This is a genomic window from Rhizobium sp. YS-1r, assembly GCF_000757525.1.
Lineage (GTDB): Bacteria > Pseudomonadota > Alphaproteobacteria > Rhizobiales > Rhizobiaceae > Neorhizobium > Neorhizobium petrolearium.
The window spans coordinates 37488-62422 of the sequence record NZ_JPYQ01000015.1; the positions used below are offsets into that span (position 1 = coordinate 37488).

Annotated in this window: 18 protein-coding genes and 1 pseudogene; 9 read left to right on the forward strand and 10 right to left on the reverse strand. The window is 59.5% G+C overall.

From position 1 onward, the window contains the following. Positions 1-162: 162 nt before the first annotated feature. Complete coding sequence (locus tag JL39_RS13605) at positions 163-432, forward strand: hypothetical protein (protein ID WP_037151212.1); 270 nt, start codon at positions 163-165, stop codon at positions 430-432. Between the two features lie 139 nt (positions 433-571). On the opposite strand, the gene JL39_RS13610 is transcribed toward JL39_RS13605, so the two are convergent. The 6 genes from JL39_RS13610 to JL39_RS13635 are packed head-to-tail and all read right to left on the reverse strand — an operon-like array spanning position 572 to position 9812. After that, positions 572-4345 carry an SIR2 family protein gene (locus JL39_RS13610; RefSeq protein WP_037151215.1) on the reverse strand — a complete coding sequence of 1258 codons (3774 nt, stop codon included), beginning with the start codon at positions 4343-4345 and terminating at the stop codon, positions 572-574. An 11-nt stretch (positions 4346-4356) separates the two neighbouring features. Beyond that, positions 4357-5283 (reverse strand): hypothetical protein, encoded by a 927-nt coding sequence (locus tag JL39_RS13615; RefSeq protein ID WP_152601125.1) that lies wholly within the window; start codon positions 5281-5283, stop codon positions 4357-4359. Between the two features lie 43 nt (positions 5284-5326). Next, the gene (locus JL39_RS13620) at positions 5327-6406 is read right to left on the reverse strand and encodes an SAVED domain-containing protein (RefSeq protein WP_052182853.1); all 1080 of its coding nucleotides are present in this window, start codon (positions 6404-6406) and stop codon (positions 5327-5329) included. 6 nt (positions 6407-6412) lie between these two features. Next, positions 6413-6880 (reverse strand): Mov34/MPN/PAD-1 family protein, encoded by a 468-nt coding sequence (locus tag JL39_RS13625; RefSeq protein ID WP_200883952.1) that lies wholly within the window; start codon positions 6878-6880, stop codon positions 6413-6415. Then, positions 6877-8592 (reverse strand): ThiF family adenylyltransferase, encoded by a 1716-nt coding sequence (locus JL39_RS13630; protein WP_037151222.1) that lies wholly within the window; start codon positions 8590-8592, stop codon positions 6877-6879. Before JL39_RS13630 ends, JL39_RS13625 begins: the two co-directional genes overlap by 4 nt. Further along, the gene (locus JL39_RS13635; protein ID WP_037151225.1) at positions 8589-9812 is read right to left on the reverse strand and encodes a nucleotidyltransferase; all 1224 of its coding nucleotides are present in this window, start codon (positions 9810-9812) and stop codon (positions 8589-8591) included. The genes JL39_RS13630 and JL39_RS13635 overlap by 4 nt, the downstream gene beginning before the upstream one ends. A gap of 566 nt (positions 9813-10378) precedes the next feature. On the opposite strand from JL39_RS13635, the gene JL39_RS13640 reads away from it, so the two are divergent. The 4 genes from JL39_RS13640 to JL39_RS13655 are packed head-to-tail and all read left to right on the forward strand — an operon-like array spanning position 10379 to position 13314. Beyond that, on the forward strand, positions 10379-10699 hold the full coding sequence (locus JL39_RS13640; RefSeq protein WP_037151276.1) for a hypothetical protein: 321 nt from the start codon (positions 10379-10381) through the stop codon (positions 10697-10699). Beyond that, positions 10696-12033, forward strand: coding sequence for a nucleoside 2-deoxyribosyltransferase (locus JL39_RS13645; protein WP_152601126.1), 1338 nt, complete (start codon positions 10696-10698; stop codon positions 12031-12033). Before JL39_RS13640 ends, JL39_RS13645 begins: the two co-directional genes overlap by 4 nt. 11 nt (positions 12034-12044) lie before the next feature. Continuing rightward, entirely contained in the window at positions 12045-12662 is a 618-nt protein-coding gene (locus tag JL39_RS13650) for a 7-cyano-7-deazaguanine synthase (RefSeq protein WP_244446886.1), read from the forward strand. Between the two features lie 22 nt (positions 12663-12684). After that, positions 12685-13314: a hypothetical protein gene (locus JL39_RS13655; RefSeq protein ID WP_200883953.1), complete on the forward strand. Its 630-nt coding sequence runs from the start codon at positions 12685-12687 to the stop codon at positions 13312-13314. On the opposite strand, the gene JL39_RS13660 is transcribed toward JL39_RS13655, so the two are convergent. Continuing rightward, a complete protein-coding gene (locus JL39_RS13660) occupies positions 13279-15192 on the reverse strand; it encodes a TniQ family protein (RefSeq protein WP_037151233.1) in 1914 nt (637 codons plus the stop codon). The two genes, JL39_RS13655 and JL39_RS13660, sit on opposite strands and share 36 nt — an antisense overlap. Next, positions 15192-16229, reverse strand: coding sequence for a TniB family NTP-binding protein (locus JL39_RS13665; RefSeq protein WP_037151235.1), 1038 nt, complete (start codon positions 16227-16229; stop codon positions 15192-15194). The genes JL39_RS13660 and JL39_RS13665 overlap by 1 nt, the downstream gene beginning before the upstream one ends. A 407-nt stretch (positions 16230-16636) precedes the next feature. Here JL39_RS13665 and JL39_RS32505 point away from each other — a divergent pair. Beyond that, positions 16637-16960, forward strand: a pseudogene (locus tag JL39_RS32505) (AAA family ATPase); the annotation flags it as partial. Positions 16961-16972: 12 nt separating this feature from the next. Continuing rightward, a complete protein-coding gene (locus JL39_RS32510; protein ID WP_348270565.1) occupies positions 16973-17758 on the forward strand; it encodes a hypothetical protein in 786 nt (261 codons plus the stop codon). Between the two features lie 114 nt (positions 17759-17872). Here the strand turns inward: JL39_RS32510 and JL39_RS30540 are convergent, their stop codons facing one another. Continuing rightward, entirely contained in the window at positions 17873-19762 is a 1890-nt protein-coding gene (locus JL39_RS30540) for a DNA cytosine methyltransferase (protein ID WP_052182854.1), read from the reverse strand. Between the two features lie 575 nt (positions 19763-20337). Between JL39_RS30540 and JL39_RS13685 the strand changes: the two genes are divergently transcribed. After that, complete coding sequence (locus JL39_RS13685) at positions 20338-21372, forward strand: hypothetical protein (RefSeq protein WP_037151243.1); 1035 nt, start codon at positions 20338-20340, stop codon at positions 21370-21372. 28 nt (positions 21373-21400) lie between these two features. Here JL39_RS13685 and JL39_RS13690 read toward each other — a convergent pair whose 3' ends face one another. Beyond that, the gene (locus tag JL39_RS13690; protein WP_037151246.1) at positions 21401-24190 is read right to left on the reverse strand and encodes a winged helix-turn-helix domain-containing protein; all 2790 of its coding nucleotides are present in this window, start codon (positions 24188-24190) and stop codon (positions 21401-21403) included. Between the two features lie 177 nt (positions 24191-24367). Between JL39_RS13690 and JL39_RS13695 the strand changes: the two genes are divergently transcribed. Beyond that, a complete protein-coding gene (locus JL39_RS13695) occupies positions 24368-24781 on the forward strand; it encodes a heme-binding protein (RefSeq protein WP_011975376.1) in 414 nt (137 codons plus the stop codon). Positions 24782-24935 lie beyond the last annotated feature (154 nt).

Below are 24935 nucleotides of genomic sequence, written 5' to 3' on the forward strand. Positions count from 1 at the left end.
CTCTTTTTGGCGGAAGATTAGCATGTTTATGCCAGTTGGCAAGATCCAGTTGCTTTCGAACGGGCCACAGCTGACGTCCTCCAGCTCGCGCATCATGGTGCCGAGAACGGAGTTAGTGACGAGCTGCTGAACATTATCTCACCCAGGATTGCGATCCTCTCGATGGGGGACAAGGCGTCGACAGGATCCAAGTCCGCCTGGAAGCATGGGCATCCCAGGCTGGACAGCCTTTCGATCCTGCAGGACGACCCGGTCACCGTCGGCGACATGCGGTCGACGACGCAGACCTTTTGGGGATCTCCCGGGGCCAAGAAGCCGCCCAAAGAGTTCCCTGTCAGTAGGGCAATCTATGGAACCGGCTGGGAAGGGACGATTACCGTTACGGCCACGCAATCCGGGCAATACAAGGTCTCGGCCAACGAGGGACACTAGGACTACTCCGGCCGGGTCAAAAGCCGGTGGATACCCTCAGATCGTAATGGCCTGCGCGCCTGCGGAGATGGCAGCGCGAATGCTCAGAGGCTCAACCGCTGGCCCACCAGCATATTCCGTCCATCGCTGATCAGCCCTACTATTCAGCTTGAAGAGCCGAGGGGAGGCCAAGTCGCCTTCTGAGACGAAGCAGGCGTTCATCGCTGCAGGTGCGAGGATCCTTCTTGAGCTTGTCGAGTATCTCCCTGGTGTAATAGGGCCACCTGCGGACGTCGTCTGGAAGGAGACGGACAAGGATTTCGAGCAGAGCTTCCGGATACGCTCCCACGATTCCACCGGGTCCAGCGGATTGAACGGAATACAGCTCGAAATTTTCACATGCCACGAGGTGCCGGCCGGTCAGCTCGACGACCTCGGGGAAAAGCGTCCCGGCGTCGAAGGCGAAGCTGCTAAGTGCGCGCGATGTCTCCGGCACCCTGAGCGCCTTCTGAAGCGGCCATACTTCACCGAAGAATTCAACGATCTTGTGGTCGGCAAGCTGGCCTCCCTTCAGCTTCCTGCCCAGGTTCCAGATGACCTGAACAGCGAATTCCGCGCCGCCCTCGACGATGGCTTCGCGGAGGTGCTCGTTGCTGAGAGGAGGAAGCCGGCAATCGGACCAAGCCAACCACGCGTAGAGCAGAATGTCCGCCAAGCCGTCCCGGATCGGCTTACGGCTTGATCCTTCAGCGATCCGTCGCAGGAAGGAAGGTCTCATCTTCCTGAAAAGCGGCGGACACGGCACCTTGTTGGCCCAGAGGAAACCGTCCCAAAAAGCATCGGCATCCTGTCCGTCTGAATCCATGCTTGGCATGATGTTCGCGGCTGCCCACTTCAGATCTATCGAGCAGAAGAACACGAACTGATAGGACACCAAGACCAGTGCGTGCCGCCGCAGATTTCCCGGCAAGTCGAGGAGCGATCCCATCTTGTGCTTCCAGTCGGCGCTTAGCGTCGCGACGCCACGGCCTCCCTTCAGCGCATCGTCTTCCAACAGTATCTGCGTAAGTTTCCCCACCGGGGAGTTGAGGCCTTCGTCAGCCCAACTCCGCTCGGCGTACCGCTCTTCAGGCGCCGGCAGCGCTCTGGCCGCTTCGACGGCCTTCCACCAAAGAACATCGAATCGGTCAGATACGTCCTTTCGAAGCCGTGAAGCGAGACGTTTCATCCAGTCGGCGACAGCGTAGAGTATTTCGGACAAATGAGCAGCGGTCATCTGGCCGAGTCTGGCAGCGATCGACGCCATCATTCGCCTCGAATCCTGCTCACGTGCCTTCGAACGAAGAAATGAGCTCCAGCCCTCGGCGTGGACAATCCCACCCCGCGAGAGATGCGAGAGGGCGGAGAAAGCGCGTACGGGTCGAGATTCGATAAGACCAGCGAAAGGGTCTCGATGAATTCGAGCTCGATAGTCTGTTTCAGGCTGCGCGATCGCAGTCGTAAGGATATCCCGAATGGGGAGCGACAGAAGTGTTGTCGGGTCGTTGTCGGTTCCGATCGAAAAGAGTTTCGGCTGGTTGTCTTCGACCGCCACATCGGCAGGGGGAAGGTCTCGGCCCAGCCGGGCAGAAAGTGACTCGACCATCGCATTAACATCGAAGGACAGTGGAAGACCCTCCGCCATGAACCAGCGGAGCCGCTCAAGTCGGTAGTGCGCGCTGTGCTCTTCCGCGAGCTCTTTGTTCGTCCATGGGTAAGAGGTCTCGAGAAGCTTTCGTTCGATCTCGGCGCGACCTTCCGCGGGGAATTCATTCCATCGACGCTGGATCGTCAGCAGCAGGTCGCGTTGATGCAGGTCGCTCCAGAAGGCCTTGTCGGACAAGCTTGTAACAACCGCAGCGGCTTCCTCGCCATCAGTGATGGCAGTCTGACCCACAGCCCATATCCGAAGCCGCGCGAAGATACCGTCATCGTCTTTCGGCCAGCATAAAAACTCGGACCGCGCGGCCGCCGGATCGTGAGCGGCCAACCGACCAGTCAGCCTTTGAAGTTCGAGGACGGGACCGGCAAGTCCGTACTGGTCCTGCAAGTTGAGGCGAGCATCGGCCGTCTCGTATGTCGTAGGGAGATAGATCCAGTCGTTTCCATGAACCTCTCTTTCAAGAGACCTCGCATATTCGAGGTTATCGCGACAGCGCGAGACGGCGATGGGAAGCATCTCCGTCGGTATCTCAATTTCGATATGGGGTCTCGGATACTCGACGCCTAAAGCGAATGCCCGCGCCTCTCTGTCTTCCTGGCCTCGGATCGGCGTCTCGACTTCAAGCCTTGCCCGTCTCGTTCCGATAAGCCTTCGAACCAGGTCATCCGACCATCCCGCTGCCTGTACTTCAGCAGAGACGGAAAACGCGACCTGGTTTGCGTCCGGACGCTTGTCGTTCCATGTACGGAGAAGATACCGCCAGCCTTTCGCAATCTCAGCAGAGAAGCGATTGGCATCCTGCATGAGGCTCGACTGCAGATGCGACTTGATCGCCGGGTGAAGATCGCCTTGTTTGAGCGCCCATTGGAACGCTTCGCTCTCGTGGGCGGTCTGCACGAACCAGCTCCCAAGGAGTTGAATCCTTTCCGGGAGCGCTTCGGAAGATGCCGCCGCGGGTCCGTAGAAGATTGCGGGACGGCGCTCCGGGCGAGCTCCATCGACGGGGTAGAAATCAAATCCGTTCCAGCTTCCCTCAGGGACTTCACGAGGGCGAGCGAGATAGGCTAGTGGGTCCTCTTTCGGGTTCGGAGGCGGTGGCGGCGCGTCGCCGTCCAGCCCATACTGATCGAACGGGTCAATGCGACCTTTGGAAGGATCGGTGTGCGCCTCGCCATATCGCTCTCTTGGATCGATCACCTGTATCCAAGAAGAAGGAAGGGCGCCGACCATGTTCGATACCCTGCGCACTCCCTCTGTCGACGACAGGATATGCGTGACCTGGCCCCGTTCGAAGGGTGCCAGCGACTGCGGGCCGGCCTCTGCCTTGCCGAGAACCGTCTCGTACCAACCGTCAACGTCCGTGGCGCGGTGCGACCATTTGGAAAGCGTCGACCAGAGCGCTTCATGACGGTCAGCGTCGGAGTAGGCGATGGCGTGGACGCCCTTGTTCTCCCACAGGGACGTTGCTGCCGCGCTCGTTCCTGACTGAAAGGCATACATTTTCCCAGCAGTGTCCGTACCTTTCAAAGCTTCAAGAAGGTATTGTACAGGCGGATCGTCCGCCGAGTATCCAATGAAAACGATGATGAACTTGCCGAGCAGCGACTGAATGAACGTCGTCGCCCAACCGTCGGCCAAGTAGGCGCGACCGAAGTCGCCACTCGAGAGCACGAATCCCTCCTCATCCGAGCTGACGTATTCTGCGTCGACACGTCCGTGCAGATGAACTACGCCGCTCAAATCTGCACGTTTCGGATCCGGAAGGTGAAGAGGTCCGACTGATCGAACGTCTGGATCGCAGGCTTCGAAAAGGAGATCGAAATTGGTAGTTACCAATCGGACGTTTCCCGACTTCGCCCCCGCTAGATCGAGCAAGGTCCTGTGGGCAGAGAGGTCAGCCTGCGGAGAGGGCTTCAAAGCTGCGGCGACGGCAGCATGGATGTCCTTCGTTTCAAACTCTCGTTCAAGAAGCGAAAAGACACGATCGGTCGCGACGAACGAACCGACGCCGTCTATGGGTTTCAGAGTCGATGCAGCCTCAAGCAACTTCCGAGCCGGGCTTGATGTGGAGGCGCCCAGTTTCCGAATAACTTCACGCGCAAGGTCGGTGAAGTTCGACAGACCAGCACGAGCAAGAGAAACGCCGGCCCCACAGAAGAAAACGACTTCGCCCCTGTCACGAGCGAGGAGCAGTTCGTCAGGGATCGATGGACCGTGCGGTGTGAATCTCATGGCGCCCCCAGCTACTCAGTTAGACCAATGCGGATGACGCTGAGCGCCCGGTTCGGAGGCTCCTCGTCGATGGAAACCGGCTCTGGCTCTGCATCGATCGGCAGTAGCCCGTCGGTCGAGACGGAAGTCTGGATCACACTTCCCTGCAGCAGAAAGGCGAGGGTTGTGTTTCCCCTCGGGAAGGCGACTGGACCTAGCGATTGTCTCTGGTGAAAAAACCGACCATATGTGACCCTCATCAGTGTTTCGACGGTCTTGCTCCAATCCGACCCGAGCGATGGAGTGGCTTCTCTGCCGACGCGGTTCAAAACGAGGCCGACAATGAAGTCGGCGAGTATAGGCGAAGCGAGCGTTTTTCCTGGAACCTTGGACGGTCGCATCTGCGACCAAATGGGCGGAGTGATCAGGTGACGGTCGATCACTCCATAACGACCACACTCTGCCGCGGATCCGCCGGAATGGAAATCGACGCTGGCCAGATTGTAGATCGGCTCCTCGAAGTCAAACCTCGGCCATTTCTGAAATAACTCAAGTTGAAGCTTGTCCTGCTGCCGAGAGATTTGGACCGTGCCGCGTTGAGCTGCCATCTTCGCTTGGATCAGCGCCGCCTGTCGTCTACCTGTGCGGGCATCGTCAACGACGATAAGAAGATCGGCGAGTTCGCACGTTGCCCGCGCCTTGATCCCGCTCGCGAACCGCACCTTGGGCGCTTGATGCGTGAACACAGCGCTGATTTCGATATGGGTTCGCAACGGCTTCAAAATACGGCGCCAGTCGCGCGCAATGCGCGGAATGGCGTACGTCGTCACCGCGGCGACCAGTCCGGGTTCGGTCCTAGGAGCGCGAACTCCCATGGGGTTGCCGAGTACCAGGCCATGGTCGATCGCCGCACGGGCATTGGCGATCATATGGTGGCGGACTGCAGAGGGAATTTTCATTGAGGCATCATTCGCGAATCAGAACCTTGTTCATTCGGTTCCCCTACGTCCCGACGATCGACGGCGCCGCAATGCCGGCAACGGGCATGCGGACGCCCCAAGGAAACTTCTTCGCGCCGTTCGCCTCATACTGATAGACGACGACGCCGGGCAGATTGCGCTTGTCGTATCGCCGACCGAGATTGAACGCGACGCTGTTCTGGCAGGCCAGAAGGAGATGGATGGTGGTGACTCCCTTCGCCTCAAGAACCTTCGCCGTATCGAGTAGCTGCTGCGCGAGCGCGCTCTGCTTCGCCTGGGACCAGTGGGATGAGTCCAATGCCGGAAGCGACATGCGGACCACCGGAAGTTTGAACGTCGTGTCGATGTTCTCGTCCCTGACCTGATAGGAGGCGGAAACGGCAAGCACGACTTCTGGCGAATCTTTCACGGCGTCGACGCCGGTGACAATGAAACGCTGACCGTCGTCATGGCCGTCCAGGACCCGCCAGGACTCGCGGGTCCTGTCCCAGTCCATCACGACGATGCTGCCTTCGTCGTCGAACACGACGCCCGTTAGGAAGGTCATCGGCACCGGCGTTAGGCCGCCGTAGACCAGAGTGACGTCCTGCCGGTCATTCTGTCGTGCATACTGCTGAACCATCCGGCGCGCGGCATCGACCTCGGGCAGAAGCGCATCTGGGTCGATTATGACGCCGTCTCTCTTCTGACGAAGATCCAGGGAGACCCCAAGCCGATGGCCGACGATGTCGGACGGGACCGCCGCCGTGAGCGGAGAGCCATCATCCTCGCGTAGGCCGCGGCCTTCTATGACGATGACCTTCTTCCGGTTCCGGAGTTCGTTCTCGCGGGTGAAACGCTCCCAGCCGACCACGAAGCAGAGGATAAACATCACGCTGAAGATCGCCGCCAACGACCATTGGGCCCACTCGGGGATGATGTTGGTCGAGCCGATCTCGAAGGAATATTCGCCCCGAAGTGTCGCCTTCACAAGCCAGTTTCCGCCGAGCAAGGCCACGAGAACAGCAGCGCAAAAGCCTGCAAATCTGACCTCGAATCCTTTCGGTCTGAAGAGGTATTTTATGAATTCGCGAAAGGCCCAATCCGCAGTTTCTCGGTACATGCTTCCTCAGTTCTCCGCTCTGATTTGTACGGGTGTCGGAGCCGCCCCGCGTTGGTGGAAGGTCGATGTTGCGATGAACTCGGACGGGACGTCGGAGCGGACGATGAGAAGCACGGCGAAAGGGATGTCGCGCTCCCCGTTCACGAGTCCTTCCATGGATTCGAGATCCGTGACGCTTGGAAGGATCGGAAGACGCGGATGCGAATGCCATTCGCCGACGTAGTTGTAGGTCTCGTAGTCTCGTCCAGTCTTCTCGAAGAACGCCTCGAGGAACTTGTTGTGATAGGCGTGGTCGCGAACGAAATGAGCCCGCTCCCCGGAAACCTCGTCGACCGAGAAATCGACAATCTCGAAGATGCCCGGTTCGATCTGGCGAGCCATCAGGACGCCGCCGATTTCTCGCTGCTCCGCGCGGGCGAGGGCGCCCATCATCTTGAGGCGGATGGGTCGAGGAAGCATCAGTTGAACTGTCACTGGGCGTCTCCGCCGACGAGCTCCGCCATCAGTCCTCCGATGACGTCGCTCGATGCCAAGCCTGTGTCGACCTCCCATGGCCCCGAGCCGCGAAGGTCGACAGGCCATGTATCGAACGGAGCTTCGAATATCCACGCCTTCTTCAAGCCGATGGCATAGGCCGAGGAAGGAAACGCCGTCTCGCCGCCTTCAAGAATATCGATCGCGAAGCGCGTAGCATGAGCCGCGATGACGGCCACGTCGGCGTCGTCGGCGATGAAGGGCGGCCCTTCCTTCGGGTTCGCCTCGTACCGACCTTTCGGGGCGGCTTCCCAAGGCTTGTTGTGATCCTCGCACCACGTCGTAATCTGGTTCCGAGCTTCCAGAGGCGGCGGATCGGTGTCGGGCCGGACTCTAGCAACGATTCCACCAATGCCTCCGCCGAACACCTCGGCCCAGACCATCGGCTTGCGATTTCGCTTCGACGTGCCGGCGCAAAGATTGAACGACGTAGGATTCGCGGTGGCATCGATAATAAGGTCGCACTCTCCGATCAGCTCGATGGTGGTATCCATAGCGATGGCGGAAGTCTGGCCACCAAGCGCGACCTTGCGAGTCACGACGTCGGCATCCGCTACGATCCGCTGAATCCTGTCGGCGAGCGCGTCGACCTTGTGCCATCCGATGGCCAGAGCGTCGAGTTCGTTGCGTACAAGGTTTCCCGCAAGGAAAACGTCTTCGTCGACGAGCAGGAACTTGCGCACGCCTGATCGGGCGAGCGACGCCGCGATCTTGGAGCCGATCGAGCCGCAGCCGACGATCGCCACGTACCTGGTTGAAATGGCGTCCCTGTTGGAGGCAGACCGTTCCGCGAGCTCGCCTTCCTCGATGATCCGATAAGGGATTAGAAGCGGCAGGTTGTTTATGCTCCACTGGACGTCGTAGGCCGTGTGGCGACCGCTTTCTTCCAGGACGATCAGAAAAGGAAGCTCCTGCTTGCCGAGAAGCGGCGCGAGATCTGGAACGAGCTTCGCCAGATCGTCGATCTCTCCGCCGCCATACTGTGCCAGAGCGCTCATGTCCTGCCTTGTCCGCAGCAGATAGCCCGTCCGCGTTCCTGCGTTTTTGAGCTTCGGTTGCGGCGAAATCCAAAGTTCGTTGCCAGGCGCCCCTATCGCCGTCAGATGCGCCACGCGGTTTACACGCCTCGCGGTCGTCGACAGAGAGATCTTGACGACCATCTCGGAAAGGTGTCCGTCGAGCGAAGCCCAGGCGCCTTCCGGCACCATGAGACGCCAGGTTTCGAACCGAAGCTCCGCCGCAAGAGAAGTCCGGTGGTCCGAAAGTACGGCACCCGTCCTTCCGTCCGGCGCGCGCTCGGCGGCGATGAGCCCAAACGCGCTTTCGACCATCATCGCCCCGGTGACCGCCGCGTCCCAATTGTCCGGGCGCCACTGGAGACAAAGCTCGCCGCCGGCCCCGTACTGGTGTTCCGAGAGCCGACGATCGCCGTGGGGCATGACGATCGGGGGAGTGTCCGGGAAGTTGATCGGGTAGATGACGGCAAGCGGGAACTTCTCCCCACCGTGCGCGACCTCGACGTCGACGCAGAGCTGAAGGTTGTCGAGAAAGCGAACGCGCACGCTTGTCAGCCAGTCGTGCTCCTCTTGGAGAGCGACGAGCGCAGCCTTTTCCAGGCGCGCCCGCGACGCGTCGGCCAGCCACCAGATCATGCGTACCCCTGCGGCTTGGTAGGCTGTCGGGCGGCATTCGCGAAGCTTGGCGCTGTCGCCGCCGCCGCGCCGGCCGAAGCTCCGCTTGCAGCGCGAAGAAGACGATTGCCGCCGGTCAGGCGGTCCACCGCCTTCGTCGACAGCCGGTAGCCCATCCGAGGGGTGAGAGCGTCCGCCATCTCCTGGAAGGAAACTGCCTGGGCTGCCGCGTTGAAGTCGGCTCGAGCGGTGCGGAGCCATCTGAAGAACGCGTCCGCCTTTTCGGGCTCCGCCTGCCACTTGTCGGCAAAATTTTCATATGGGTCGGTAGGGTTGGCGATTACGTACTTTTGACCATCGTGCTGGATGAACTGATCCATGCGCTGCAGAATCGCAAACAGCGCGCCGGAAATCGTCTCCTGACCTTCGTAGGCATGTGCGGCCAGAGTGGTGATGATAACGGAAATCGGCCGGATGTCGGGCTCGCGTGCGAACATGTTGTCCCTGTGCCGCTTCAGGATCATGACCGCCGACTGCAAAGGTGTCTTTACCTTGAAGTCGGGGATGTCTTCCACGCTCGCGCGGAAACCCTGGCGATTGAGGGCTTCGGCCTTCGCCCGCTTGCGGCGAACGAGAACCTCGGCCTGTCGAGAGGCAAACCAGTTCGAATACCCTTTCGGGTTCGACCTTGGCCAGAAGTCCGTCTTCTCCTTGTAGTTCGGCAGACGGCGGTCCGTGATCGAGATGGCGGTCTCGGACCAGCGGCCGTCATGCATGATGGCGTCGAGAAGGCGTTTCTGCTCTGCGGAGTTTGGCAGCGCCGGGACGATGTCCATGTGGAACTGGGCGCCATCCGCGTAGTCGAGAATCCAGCAACGGTTGCCCTCGCGGACAGGTTTCGTCATGGCCTTGGCGTCATGGTAGGACCTGACCTCGGCGCCAAGCATTTGCTTCAGTGCGAACTGCGACAAGTGCTGCTTGGTGAGGAGACGAAATTCGCAGACGGAGTCGACGTCGTATTCCTCTTCTTCGGTAAGGGGACGAATGGCCGTTCCGAGCCTGAAGGATCCCTGGCAATAGACTTGAGGGTCGAAGAGGCGAACCGAACTCTCCTCGCGATGCAGCCATTCGCCGAACGACTTGAAGCTTCGGTCCGCCTGTTCGTAGCGGTGCTCAGGAATCTCCAGCTCAGCGATTAGTGCTTCGAGAAACGCTTCGATCGTATTGACATGCACGTTCATGACTTCGACCTCGCTAGCACGCGTGAACTGTGTGGGTGATTCCAACCCGTGCGTTTGTTTCGTGTTTTGTTCTGTTGACTACTTTCAGGCGGACTGGCCGCCTGAAATGTTGTATTCAGTTTCGTGCGGGAGGCGTTTTCAATGGATTATCCAGAGTAAACGCCTCCCGGCGGGTTTCTTGTTTGGACGCGACAACTGGTTGTGCCGCGCCACTAGGTTTGTCATTCAACGATGCTAATAAGCATTTAAAATCAATCACCCAAAAACCCGCTCGCGCCACTGGAAATGTCACTACGCCATTATGGATGTCATTGAGTGCCTACGATGCCTCGCTGGTATGGCGTTCGAACTCCTTCGTTCTGCCTTGCGCGCCGTCAGGCGACGATCTTCGGGGGCAAATTGTCGAGGGACGTTTTCCGGAACGGGTGTGGGACGTTTCGCGCATGTCTCGGATGGTGGTTGCAGGGATCTGAGAATCACCTCAGGTTGCGTAGACGCAATCTGCATCGGGGGGATTTCGATCAATGGGCAGCAGGACATCTGGCCGTCTCACGGACTATAGTGGCGTGAAGAACTCGAACGGCACCGGAGGTACCAGCGGGGTCGATCGCTGCGGGCAGTCCTTCGATTGTTCGCTGGAAGACGTGGCGCAGTGCGACTACTTCACAACGCATGCTACCGTACCGCCTGTGGGCACTGAATTGACACTCGTGCTTGAGCGCAGGATCTTTGCGGTCGCTCCCGACGGCTTGAAGGTGGGCGCGCTTCCGACGGCGTACAATTACATCGCGGCATGCATCAAGGCAGGCTATTCGTACGTTGGCGCCGTCACCGCGTCGGGCTCGACCCCGATGCCTTTCGTGTCAGCAGTGTTCACACCGAAATGAGCGCGAGCAGCGCTACTCCGATCCTTATCGTCGGTGAGATTATCGTCGATTTCACGGTCGCCAGACCCGGCGCCGAGTGCAAGCTCAGACTCGGCGGGATCGTGCATGCTGCGCGCGGATTGTGGGCGTGCGGCATACCCTATTCCATCGCGGCTGTTTGCCCGAGATACATCGTTGATCAAGCTCAGCGGTTCCTCGCTGCCCATGGATGCAATGAATTCGTCTGGCTAGGCGAAGTGAAGGGCAGTCCAAACGTCATCGTAATCGGTGATGCGACCGAGGTCTCCGATCAAGGATATGAAGATCTCCTTCGGGAGGAAAAGTCTGTCGAGTTCCTGGAAGTGGGGCGCGCGCTCAAGTCATTCTCCGAGGTCTTGATATTTCCGGGAAAGTTCGACCTTTCCGAGATCACGAGGCTTCTTTCCGCGAGCGCGCGCGTAAGCTTCGACGTCGCCTACGACACCGAAGATTTCTCGTCGATCGAATGCTTTGCGGGTCGGGTAGGAGCGGTTGCCATCTCGACGTCGTCGCCGCTTTTCGCCCGCGTTGGTGCGGTCGATATCGACCCAATGATCGAAGCCGCCACCACGCTGGGCGCAGAGGTCTTTCTATTAAAGGAAAATCGCGGCGGCAGCCGCCTCTTCGACCTGCGCACGCATGAAGTTGAGAGCGTGCCCGCGATCCTGTCCGCCACCGCGAACTCCGTCGGTGTCGGGGATGTCTACTCGGCCGTGATGGTCGGGTTTCGGCAACGGGGCTGGAGGGAAGCGGCTTGGCGGGGCGCGAGGGCGGCGACCTCGTATGCGGTCACAACGTATCCCGACGATTTCCGAGAGGACGTGCGGCGTGAACTCGCCCTATCGCTCGAGGAGATGCGGGACCTGGGTGGAACCACGCTTCCATGGCATGCCCGACCCAGCTTCGATATCTATCTTGCGGCACCGGATTTCTCCTACGTGGACAAGCCGGAGGTGGATCGTGCCGTCGAAGCCCTGCAGTACCATAACTTCACCGTTCGTCGTCCGATCGAGGAGAACGGCGAGCTTCCGCGTGGAAGTTCGCCATCCGTGTTGCGGGCAATGTTCGCGAAGGACATCGCGCTGCTTGAAGATTGCAGGGTGATCTTTGCTGTTCCTTTGGAACGTGATCCCGGAACCTTGGTCGAGATGGGGATCGCGATGGCAAGCAAAAAGCCGGTCATCACATTCGATCCCAGACGGGAGAACAACAATACGATGGTGGCCGGCGGCAGCGCGGCCTACTCTGATGATCTGGATATTTGCATCAATGGGTTGTTCATCGAAATATCGAAACTCTGGATGGCTTCACGATGAAGAAGGTCATTTTGCTGGCATCGGGCGGGTTGGACTCAACGACCGTCGCATACTCGCTGTCGAACGAGAACATCGACGTGCATCCGGTCTTCTTCGACTACGGGCAGCATTGCGTGGAAATGGAGTGGAGCCGTGTCAACGAGGTCCTTCCGTCTGCCGTCCGCACTCCGGAACGCTTTGACATTTCGGACATCTTCCGGGGATCACCTTCACGTCTCATAAAGGAGGCTGATCTCTGGGAGGAGGAGGTGAGCGACGTGGACCTGTATGTCCCTTACAGAACGATGCTGTTCTTCGCCGCGGCCGCGGCGAGGGCGCAGACGATGGGTATCCTTGAGGTCTACACCGGATTCATCAACAGCAATCACGCCAAGGAAATCGACTGCACCTCGGAGTTCATGAACGGCCTGGACAACCTGATCGATAACATCGGTCCGGTCCGCTTCACGTCGCCCTTCCGTTTTTCAACGAAGACTGAGGTTGTGCGCGAGGCGGTTCGACTGGGCGTTCCGATCGGAAGGACCTATTCCTGCCAGGCGGCCAGCACGTTTCCTTGTGGCGCTTGTCCCAATTGTGTTGATCGCCTCGATGCGCTAGAGGACGCCGGTCTCAATGCAAGGGTTGGATAGGATGCAGTCAACGACGGTGCAAATGCTGCTTGCGGCACGTCTTGTCGCCGACTACGCCAGAGAACTGGGCGCTGACACCGAGAGACAGGAGACGCGACCAGTCTACGACCACATGGGCGCTCTCCTGGCGGACTCTGTCCTGCAAGCTGGCTTGAACTACAACTCCGTCGTCCGACCCAGAGTAGAAGCGATCCTCGCGCAGTTCCCGGAGTGTGACAGGACAAGCGAGCTTCTCCCGGTGGTGATCGATGGGCAGGCCGCGACTTTTCTCAACTGGACACATTCGGAAAAGATCGGACGCTTCGAGGCGCTCGTCAGGTTCTTGGACTGCAACGCTATCGAGACGGTATCGGATCTCGGAGAAGAGCTGAATCAGCCTCGATTCGTCGAGCTCCTTCGGGAGGTGCGAGGGGTCGGCCCCAAGACAGTCGACTACATGGGTTGCCTTGTCGGGTTGGATTCCGTTGCCGTCGATAGGCACGTCAGAACCTTTGCAAGGAGGGTAGGGGTCATCAACGAGGACTACGATTTTCTCAAGTCCGTATTCTGCTGCGCTGCCGACCTCTTATCGCTTTCGCGCCGCCAGTTCGATGCCTGGGTATGGCGCCGGGAATCGTCACTCTCGAGTCATCAAATCGAGTTCTCCTTCTAGCTTGGCGGAGCCGACGGTTTCGATCCGACTCCACTCGGGTACGGCCTCTCTCAAGGCCAGCTCTGCCTCTGCCCTGAGGTAAAGTACCTCCCTTAGTTCTTCTCGAGGAAAGACCCGTTCCAATCCTGCTGCCGTGCAAATGTGCCTCACGGAAGCAGAGTGAAGTCCCGAGCGGTGACAACATTCTGCAAGACTGACGTAGCGCCTGCGGAACGCGTCGACCACCATCGGCGCGACCACTCTCTGAGGAATATTCGTCGTGGCATTCCGAACGGTTTCGACCTCGATCAGACCTCTGGCGATGAACTTGTAGATCGAGTTCTGGGAGACTTGGAGTCGATCGCTGACTTCTGTCACCGTGAGGTGATCGTGCTCTGGTTCCGTCGGCCTCGCTGGCATAAGCGCTGTCTCGACCTCGTCTATGGCGAACATCAACGACATGATCCCTGACTGGGTGCTGTCGATCCCGACGGACTTCAGCTCTCCCCGGATGAGGACGTGGAGAATAGAGATTAGTCTCGCACGCAGCGAACGGCTGACGGCCTTGATGGACATGAGACCGTCACTGTCTGTGATGTTCGCCTTCGCGAGCAGCGAGTCTCGGAATTCATGCAGAGCACGGCGGGAATATCTCTCCGACATTTCGGCCTCCTCATCCTTGGGGACAGCGGCTGACAGGAGCCCACTGTCGACGAGAAGGTTGAATGCGGTGATGGTGACGCCGATGATCTTCGCGGCCTCGGTGGCTCGAACAAGGTCGTTCAGAAAGGTCACTAGCCGTTCGACGTCAGCGGCCGCAACGACTGGTATGTCGGTCCCCGGCAGGGTGCTGAGTTCGCCGGCCGTCTGCAGGTATTTCTTAAGGAGCCGTTCCGAAACACCATATCGCTTCTGAACCGAATTCAAGCTGATGAACTTTGCCTCGCCCCCTTTGCCGAAAAGGACCGTGGTGTCCGTCAGCGGCAGGTTTTCGAATGCATAGGATCTGATCGCATCCTTCAGAGGCTCGTAGGCGGGGTCGGCTTTATTGTTCGCCAGAACTTCATGAAACTTGCCGAACAGCTCGTTGCCGCCGTGACTGGCTCGGACGCTGTCGTGCTGACGAAAGAGATCATCGATGAAGCGGTGCAGTCCGACGGTCCCGGTCTTGAACATGTCGAATCCCTTCGCTCCTGCTTCCCAGCGATCACGGTCGGATTTATCCGAGATCGTCACGGTTTTGCCGTGGAGCAAGACCATTCCCGCGAGCTCGCAGACGTCTCCGGCGACGAAAAGAGGCAACGGGTCGAGCAGGTCGTTTCCTGGCCTTCCTCCATGCAACCTTGTTCTGACGTACTCCTCAAATGCTGTGAACGGCTGTTGCCGGATTTCCCTGCTCGCCATCGCAACATCGCGCCTGAGGTAGTCGAGCGACCAGCACAGATCATGGATATGATCCGGCTGACCGTGCGTTCCCGCGGATGCCAAGGACTGACAATGCACAGGGCAGGTTCGGATGAAGCGCGAATACCACGACTTCCTGATGTACTTTCTCGACCGGGGCTTGATGTCATGGCGCAGCTCGTCTTCGGCAAAGCACGCCGGGCAGAATTTCAGCACTCCGCGCATGTAGAACATGAAAGGGGTCTCTTCACCCGCGACCCATACTGTCTTCTCGCCGCAGCGCTTTACCGCGGCGCTATCGAGCAATTGACGCTCGATGCCTGAAAGCTCGGAGAGCCTCGTGACAGCGTCATCGTTCCCTGCGATGACCGACCTGAAGGAAAAACCGAAGTCCTGGCAGAACTCCATCGCGGTCCTGGCGTTTGCCCAGGCAAAGCGAGAAGTGAAGCTCGTCAGGCTTTCGTCCTCCATCAACGGGACGTTGAATAGCCGCATCACCTCCGTCCCTTCTTCGATGATTTGACTGGCGCAACTGGACCGAGACTGCCGTCTCGATTGACGGGACGAATGATGTTGCGCCAGGCGGGTTCCGCGAAGACGTTGTCATCGGTTCCTTTGCTCTTCGCCATGCGCGCGTAGGCTTCGATCCAGTTCTCCGTGCAGACTTCGTCCTGTCCCATCTCGAGGGCATCTTCGATCGCATAGTAGATAATCTGCATAATGATGCCAAAGCGGCTGCGGGCGCCGTGCATGAGCCGCTCGATGAATTCGTGGGGCTGATCGGACGACATCCTCAGCCCCGCGCGATCCTCGACAAGAGTGTTCACGATCCACTCCACGTAAGCAGCATCTTCTTCGAACGTGGGATTTGCCACCACCAAGGGGTCCGTGCGCCGCTCCATCTGCTCTGCGGGATCCCGTTCGATCACGGCCTCAATTTCCGGGAGCCCGACCAGAGCGAGGTGAACTGGCCATGATTTGTCCTGCAGCATATTCTTCATTGAATTGGCCACAAAGGCGGGACCCTTGATCTTGGGTGCCTCCAGAACATGCTGGAATTCATCGATCACGAGGAGCCGAACGCCGTAGTTCTGTAGGCTCCGGCGGAGTTTGTTGTACACGGAAGCCCCCCGACCGATAACCGTGCTCTCGTACCCGAGGCGCTCCAGGATCTCTACCGCGAGGTCGGTCATGGTGCATCCAGGTGGCGCGATCACGTGGAGGATCGGGCGCATCAGATTGCCGTAGCCGTCGTCATAGTTCTGGAGGGTGTCGAGCGACTTGAGCGCCTTCTCAACGATCGCGCTCTTGCCAGTGCCGGATTCGCCCATGATGATAAGGGCGTGGCCGGGCGCGCGCTCGTCTTGGATACCACGCTCTAGGCGCCGGAGCTTCACCAGCAGCTCGTCATCGTTCTTCGTCTTGAAGTATGTGCTGCGAACGCTCGCCATGAGGTCGAAGATACGCTGGTTGTTGGAATCCAGTGCCTTCCTGCCATGGCTCCGTCCGCCGCCGCTGCTCAGTTCATCCACGTGGGGTCCTCACTTCTCGTCCACTTTCCAGTCCGGATTAAACAGTCGCTTGCGCTGAGATGGCTTTGCCTCGACGCGCCCGTCGGGCTCCTCATCGGCGATCCCGCGCGGGCTTGGAGTTCGCCGTCGGCGAGACGGCGTCCCGCCGTCCTCCGCATTGGCCTCGCGCCGCGCCTTCGCGAAACGGTCAGGATCAAGGGGAGTCGAGATGCTGGGTCCCACGACATCCCTAGCGCTGCGGGGGACAGGCGCCGGCGGCAGATCGGGTGGGGTGTCTTCAAACTCTGCTGGGACATAGTCTCCCCAGTCCTGATTGGCATTCGGTTGGAAGAGGACGTTCTTGAACAGGGTTCGGTTGGCATCAAGAAGATCGGCCTCAGTGACAGAATGCGCGGCTAGCCAGATCGTGTGAAGCTTCTTTCTTCGCTGTATCGAGTGCGGTTTGGCAATCCCACGGCCACCTCGGTGACATGTTGCGCGCAATGCGGAAATCATTCGAGCAAGCGATCGCTGCCGCACCGTCGATTTTATTGATTGACGAATTCGATTCCTTTGGCTCCCGAAAGAACCTTCGGGGAGATGGCGCATCTTATGGTCTACAAGTGATCAATGCACTTCTCGAACACCTTGATGGCGCTGCGGGTCGCGAAGGCGTCGTCGTGATCGCGGCTACCAACAGGCCGGACGATATCGATGAGGCGCTCCGTAGGCCGGGTCGTCTGGATCGCCACATTGCGGTGGAGATGCCCGATCAGGAAGCACGTGAGCAGATCCTGTCGGCGCATGCTGGCGTGGCGTTGCCGCGGGACGAACTGAAAACGATCGCGGTGGCGACCAGTGGCTATTCCGGGGCAGCTTTACGGCAGCTTACCCGTGATGCGCGCCGGATCGCTAGAAAAGCACGGAGGTCGGTCTGCGGTTCCGACTTCATGTCGATCGTGCCGCCCGTCGCTGTGTTAACTCATAAGGAGCGATGGCAAGTGTGTGTTCATGAGGCTGGACACGCGATCGTGGGGCTCGCGCTCGGTACCGGTGATATCGAGGCTATCGTCGTCGCCCGTCAGGCAGCGCACCGGGATGATAGCGTGGGGCACGTCGAATGGCGCCGACCAGTTGTGCTCAATCGGACGCTTTGGGCTTACAGGAACGAGATTGCGATGCTGCTCGGTGGAAGCGCTGCCGAAAAGACAGTCCTCAACGAAATGTACGTTGGCTCCGGTGGCGTTGAGGGATCGGATCTTCATCGAGCGGCGGACATTGCGACAATTCTAATCGCCGGCCACGGTGTGCAGGGGCTTGGGTACACCGACGTCTCCCGATCGCGAGATCTCGATCAGCTTCGTCGGACTGATCCCATCTTGCGGAGGAGGGTGGAGCGTCTGCTGGCGGAGGAGTTGGCGCGAGCGGAGGATATCGTCAGGGAGCGGCGGGTCGATATGATGCGCGTCGCGGAAACGCTCATGGAACACGAGGTGCTATCGGGCGAAGCGGTCGCCAAGGTAATCCTAGGGAGAAATGCTCCGCCCTAGTAGTGGCACCTGAACGTGACTCCAGCCGCGAAAGGCGTGGTCACACTCGCGAGCGACAATCTCGGCAGAGCATGAGGCCACGGGCGGACTGGGACAGCCGTGGGCTTAGCTCACTCAGCTACTCAACTCGGTTTCGCGCGACGTGATTTCTTCGGGCTCCAACGGAGGCGCTGCAACGAACTTCCGTTCCCTGGAGGTTTCCGGCCAGAGCATCGCCTCCCAATCCCAATTCACGTCCTTGAGCGCTCTGTGGATGGCAAGGCCAAGCGCCTGCGCCATTCGCGGGGGCACCGCGTTGCCAATCTGATCTGCCGTCGCCTGTTTGCCACCGACGAACTCCCAGTCGTCCGGAAAATCCTGCAGCCGGGCACGCATTCTCGCCGTCAACGCAGGCATGAAGCCCGGCTTCGATGCCTGCGCCCTGGTAGGAGCCTCGTCTGGGAGGCCAGCGATATCGACACGCTTGGAGCCCCAGCGGGCAGCCTCCTTCGCACGCGGCTTGCCGCGGCGCGTGACAACGGTGGACGCTACATCGTTGGCCTCCCGCCGCTCTCTGGCCCATTCGTAGGCGCCTTCCCAACCGTTTGCCGCCATCAGATCAACGAGGACATCGCCGATATTGGTGCGCCGCTGTGGGAATTTCGGGGGCATTCGGAATCCCAGTTCGAGATCCTTGCGAATTCCGATGAACAGAACTCGGCTTCGTTCCTGAGCCAGTCCATAGTCTTTCGCCTGGATGCGATGAATATCGACCTCGTAGCCAGCACGCTTGAAGCCGCGGAGGACGTCGGCGACATGGTCCGAGTGCCGCGCCTGTAGCAGCCCATCGACATTCTCGAACAGAAATGCCTTCGGTTTGATCTCATCGACGATGCGAACGCATTCCGGAAGCAGGTCGCGCGGGTCTTCCTTGCCGAGGCCATATCCATCGGACGAATATGGCTGACAGGGGGGACCCCCGCTCACGAGGTCGATTTCAAGCTGGCGGTAAAGCCGGAAATCCATTGTCCGCACGTCCTCCCGGATGACCGTCCAATCACGGCGGTTGCGGCGGAGCGTGGCGGCAGCATGATTGTCGTACTCGACGAGGGCAACGTGCTCGAAGCCAGCGCGTTCAAGACCTAGCGACATCCCTCCGGCTCCCGCGCAGATTTCAACGACCGTCAGGCGCTCGGCACCTGCAGGGAGTTCTCGAAGGTTCGCCCTGTCCTGTTTGTGCCCGGGCAACGCTCGCCCCGTCAGGGCATTGAGTGACTGCAGCCAAGGATGCGCCCGGCCGGGGTCGATCTCGCCGACGCCGCCTGCAAAGGGCAGGGTGCCCTCCTCGAGATGCACCAGGGCGCGGTAGGCCACCGACAGCTCGTATGCCGCTGACCGCGGTTTAAGTTCCTCAGGAGCGCGATGGTCCGGGCCGAATAGATCTTCGAACCCAGTCCGCAGCTCACCGGCCTCGTGACGGATGTCGTCGGCCGCGAGCTCAGCAGCGTCTCGCTCATCGATGATACTTGATACGAAGTAATGGAGCCGATCGAGGTAGGTGGCCGAGGAATCCTGGACTCGCTTGCGCGCTGCCGCCGACGCGATCTTCCGCCCCTGGTCGGTCAACACTGCCTCAGGGGTCAGCTTCGCCTCCCGCAAACGCTTCCGAATGGTTGAAATACCTCTGAGATCGATCCTCGCGCCGATCTCCATTCTCTCAAGCACTTCCGACCTAGTCTCTTCGTCCGCTCCAATCAGCGCTTTCAACACTGGGAACGACACCCGGTGCCTCTCGAGCAGCTCCTCGCGGCCACGCAATGTGCTGCTGAAGCGCACATAGGTAGATAATTCGGAGGACGGCATGTTGCAGGTGACGCGCAAGAATTCACGCGCTTCGAGTTCCGTCGTCTCGTTTGCGAGCTTTTCGACTTCCGCAGCCATGTCGAGGATCCGTGCCGCCATCTGCTTCTGCAGCTCGATGATCCTTCGCTTCGCCGCCGATAGTGCCTCTGCCTTCGAATTCATAGTGCCCCTGCAACGCTCAACTCGACCAGTGAATGTCTCGTACCGGCACAGGTGTTAAAGGCCCAGGAAGCCATTCGTTCAAATGCGCTCGATTAGCGGATTCAATCGCTGCTGCTCAGGATCTCTCAGTGCAGCGTCCAACAAATTTGCTAATCTAGCGGCGGCAAGAGACACCTGCTGCTCTGAGGATGCCACGGCTCGGCAACAACTGTCGCGCGTCTGCGAGGAGATATATGCTCGTCCGGTAAACCTAGAGTTTCTTGCTGGCACAAACGAGGTTTGTTAGCTTCGCACGCTTCAATATAAAGCAACTCGCAGGAATACGGCACGACGTATCTTGGTGCGGCGGACAATTGACCGCCTAATTCTCGGGAAACCAGCGTCGTTCACCTGTTTTGAAGCGATGCTACGAGCATCGCAACGATTTTAATCTGATTGATTTCTAAAATGACTGTGTTGGGGCATTGTCTATGAGACCGATTACGATCTTTGGATCCATCATTATTGGAGCTGTATCTCTGCTGCCTCTTGGGGTCCTGCCGATCCTGCTCGGAGGGTTGAACGATGCAGGCCTATTGAGCAAGGCAGGCATCGGCCAAGCGGCGACGCTCGAATTGCTCGGTCTGACATTGGGGGCAACTGTTGGCGGCTACTGGATGGCGCGGGGCGCCATGCGCCTGAAGACCGCTGCGACCGCGCTCGGATTGGTGGCGGTCAACGTTGCGAACGCACACGCTGAAACAACAGCCGCCGTGTTTCTCGACCGGGCAGCCGCAGGCCTGCTTGCGGGACTTCTCTTTGGAGCTGCGAATGCGATCATAGTGCGTTCGAACAACCCCGACAGGCTTACCGGAATCCTCTGCGGCGCATCTGTGGTGCCACAGATCGGACTGGCATATCTTTTCCCCGTTCTTCTGATCCCGACTTTCGGGGTGGCGGCAGGGCTATACGCGCTCGCCGCCGGGGCGCTGATCGCAGCACTCTTTGCTGTCACCCTTGTAGACAAGGTCGGCGTCCTGAAGCGCGCAGAGCGAACCGGAAATCGTTTCAGCGGAACGGTGATGTTGTACGGGAGCGCGACAATCCTTCAAGCCGCCGGGCTTGGTGCGGCTTGGACCTATATCGAGCGCGTTGCAACTCAGCACGGTCTAGGCCCTTCTGTGATCGGCCTCGCTTTTTCTGCCAGTCTCGCCAGCCAGGTGGCCGCATCATGGCTCTCGGCATGGCTCGTTCCGAGCATGGCAAAATGGCCAGGCCTTTTAGTGCTTGTCCTGACGCAGGCCGGGTTCATCGCGCTCGCCGTCCTCACCGATGCACCGACGGCGTTCATAGTTGCAATCTGCCTCTTTGCGAGCGCCGCATGCGCGCTGCAGGCTTTTCAGATGGCCCAGATCGTCCGACTTGACACGACACGAAGAGCGGCCGTCCTCATCTTGCCGATGATCCTCTTTGGCAACGGGCTCGGTCCTTTGATCGCCTCGTTCGCCACGACGGAAGTCGATGTGCTTGGTGGCGGCTGGGCCGCCGTTGCCATGACTGCTGCATCGCTCCTTCTCTACGTCGTGTGCGCCTCGCGGTCGACCCGGCAAAGGACTGCCTCCCACGCCTGAAACGATACCCACGATGATGCAGAAGCACTCAACAGGCGGCAAGCAGCTCCGCCGCGTAGAGAAGATCTGCATTGACGCGTGAACTTGCGAAGCGGTCGGCGAGAGGCTCCACAAGCGACCGAGCAGCCAAGACTTGATCCTGTTGTATCCTGAGGCGCGCGAGACTTAGGGTAGCTCGTATTTCCCAGGCAATGTTGCCATGCGACTGGGATGTCGCCAGCGCATGCAGAAACAACTTTTCGGCTTCGATTGTCCGACCCGCAACAAGGTGGTGTTCACCAGCAGCGCGGAAGTGCTCCGCCGCGCACCAGTGCCGCGGCACGGCTTCAATGCGCTGAAGATCGACAGCCCTGTGAAATGCGCAATGAATACTTGTCATGAAGTCGGCATGTGAAGGGACGTACGGCATCCAATCGATAGGTGCGGCACCGAACGATCGGTGGCCATCACGAAGACGCGACATCGCCTCGTGTAAACTAGGGATGTATCTTGCCCATCCGGGATTGCTGTATTCGCTCGCGAGATCTTCGTGAAGCTTTGCGCTGGCACCCGCCCGTTCGTAGGCACCTGCCCACAGATAGACTAGGACGCCGCCCCACGCTGCCCAGGCGATGGTGGGGACGTGACCACTTTCGATCGCAAAACGATGGGCCTCCTCCATTTCCTCCAGACTCGACTCAAACTCTCCGCGAGCCCACAGTGCACGCGCTCGGAGCATTCGAACATTCGGCACGTGGTCGAGCGCGCTTGAAGTGCCAAGATTCGACTGTGCGGCAAAATCCAGGGCGCGATCACATTCGTGCAGCGCGGTGGCGAAGTCGGAGCCGTAATATCTCGCGTAGCCATTGAGATAGTGCGCTGTCGGAAGAAAGTCGGGCCTCTGTGCGCGTTTCGCGAATTCAAAGGCATCCGATCCGTATACTTCCACCTTCTTCAAATTCGCTGCGGTCAGGGCTGCGACCGCGAGCGTCACGAGTGCACTCATATGCTGGTCTGGCGCGTTCAACCGCTTTGAAAGATCCAGAGTTCGGCGTGCCGCCGCTTCGATCCGGTCGACGAAGTTCGACGGGCCCGGAGGCTGCGTTTCGATAAGCATCTGTGCCGTGTGGTCGCAGACAAGCATTTCCAATCTCAACGCATCTTCATCCTCCACGTCGGTAGGCATATTCCGGATAGTCTCGGTCGCGCGGTTCACGTACTCCGTCCTGATGTTGAGCGACTGACAGAAGCCAATCCCGGCTGCCATCAACTTCAACGCCGTATGCCAATCGCCGCTTCTCACTGACCAATCATGCGCTGCCCGCCAATCGTCGAGGATGCCGCTGTGGCTTCGCCTGAGATCGCTCGCGGAGGCCGCCCTTCCGCTTATAGCGGTCAACCTAAGCAGTGTGTATTCGACGAAGCGTCCATAGACTGCCGAAGCTTCTTCGCTGTCCAGCAGCTTAAGTCGCGCGTAGACGCGCATCGTTTCGAGGAAACGGAACGAGGCGGCCTCCTCTCCAAATTCGACGGTGAGGAGTGACTTTTCGACCAGGTTCGCCAATGTGTTGTGAACCGCCGCTCCCGACATCGTGTCGATAGTGGCGATCGCCTGCGCATCCTCGGCCGAAAACCTTCCGGGAAACACACCTAGGCAGCGCATCGCCAAAGCATCGTCCTCGTTCAGGGTATCGTAGCTCCAATCGAGCGCGGCCTGCAGCGTCCGGTGCTTTGGCAATGCCGTGCGGGCGCCACGGATCAGAACGGTAAAGCGGTCGTCGAGCCGCCGGGCGAGTTCGCCTATTGTCATCGCATCACTGGTGGCGGCGGCGAGTTCTATGGCGAGCGGGCTTCCATCCAGACGGCGGCAAACGTCACCCAGGAGAGCCGCATTGCCGTCGTCCAGGGCAAATGCGCCTGATCGCCGCCCTGCGGCCTCCACGAACATTTGGACTGCCGGATAACTCATGGCCGACTGCGCCGTCAGCTCGGCGCTGTCGGGCGGGCAACTCAATGGCTCCAGCGGGAAGACGCACTCGCCGGCAACCCGCAGCGGCTCGCGGCTCGTTGCGAGGATTGAAACGCCCTCGGTTCTGCTTGTCAGCCTTGCCGCCATGGCTGCCACCTCGCCGACGACATGTTCGCAATTGTCAAAGACGAGCAGTATCGTCTTGTTTGCGAGGGCGCGCACGATATGGGCGGCGACGTCGTTCGGTGTCCCTTCGAGCTCCAGTGCTTCAAATATGCATCCCTGCACATGCAGTGACGATACGGACGTGGAGAAGTCGACGAACACGCACTCTGTACCCGCATGTTCCTCTATGGCCGCCAGCGCCAGCGCAGTCTTGCCCATGCCTCCGGCTCCGACGATCGTGACGATGCGATGTGCGGCGAGTGCGTCTCCAAGGTTGGCCAGCGCTTCGCGCCTTCCGAAGAGTGTGCTGAGCTGTCTTGGTACGCGCGCCGGCGGCGACGCTGGCATCTCGATGGCGGGTGCGGCTGAGACCGAGACTGGCCCAGCGAATACGTATCCCTCGCGCGGCACTGTGGTGATATTGAAGGCTCCGTTCGCTACACCTGAAAGGGCCTTGCGGAGGGCTACGATATGGACCCGAAGGTTCACGTCCTCGACGTTCAACCCAGACCAGGCAGCGGCGAGAAGTTCCTTCTGACTAACAATGTGACCGGGACGCTCGACGAGAGCCAGCAACAGTCTGCAAGCCTTTGCTCCGACACGTAACTTTACGCCATCGCGCCGCAACTCGAGCCGCAATGGGTCGAGTTCGAAGGGGCCGAATGTGAACCGTGGCACTGACACGACCAACTCCGCGACAGCCATGACAGGACGTAGGTACCTGAAGTTCCGATAGGCGGCAAGCTCCTGGGCTCGCGGTGTTCTCAGGACGCGCGCGGCCGCCTCTTAACAACTCCTAACAGTTCCCAACTTGAAGCTCCTTCCTTCCAAGACGACAGTCCGCACATCGAAAACCAGAACGAATGGATGGGAGGTTTGCCAATGCCGATTTCGGCTCACAACGCGCAGGCGATCATCGATCATGCTGAGGCCAAGGCCAGAGAAATGGGACTTGCGGCGATCATCGCCATCCTCGACGAGGGCGGCCACCTAAAGGCCTTCCATCGAATGGACGGAGCAGTGCTCGGATCCATCGACATCGCAATGCGGAAGGCACGGACCGCCGTGCTGTTCCAGTGCAACAGCGAGGATGTCTGGGACTATCTGAAGCCAGGCGCTCCAGCGCCTCACCTCGAGTTGAGCAACGGCGGCCTCGCACCCTACGGCGGCGGGATCGCACTCAAATGTCCCAATGGCGGACTGGCCGGATCGCTCGGCGTCTCCGGCGGCTCCATCGAACAGGATACCAAGATCGCCAAGGCCGGGCTCGCGGCCTTCGAGGCGACGCTACGCTAATCATCAACCCCACGAGCATCTGAAGGGAGAATGACATGAGCAAGACTATCCTCATTACTGGCGCAGGATCTGGCTTCGGCAAGGCGGGAGCCATCGGCATGTGCGCGCTTCGTAAAAGTTGGACAGTAATTCCGCTAAATCCCGGACAGCAGTT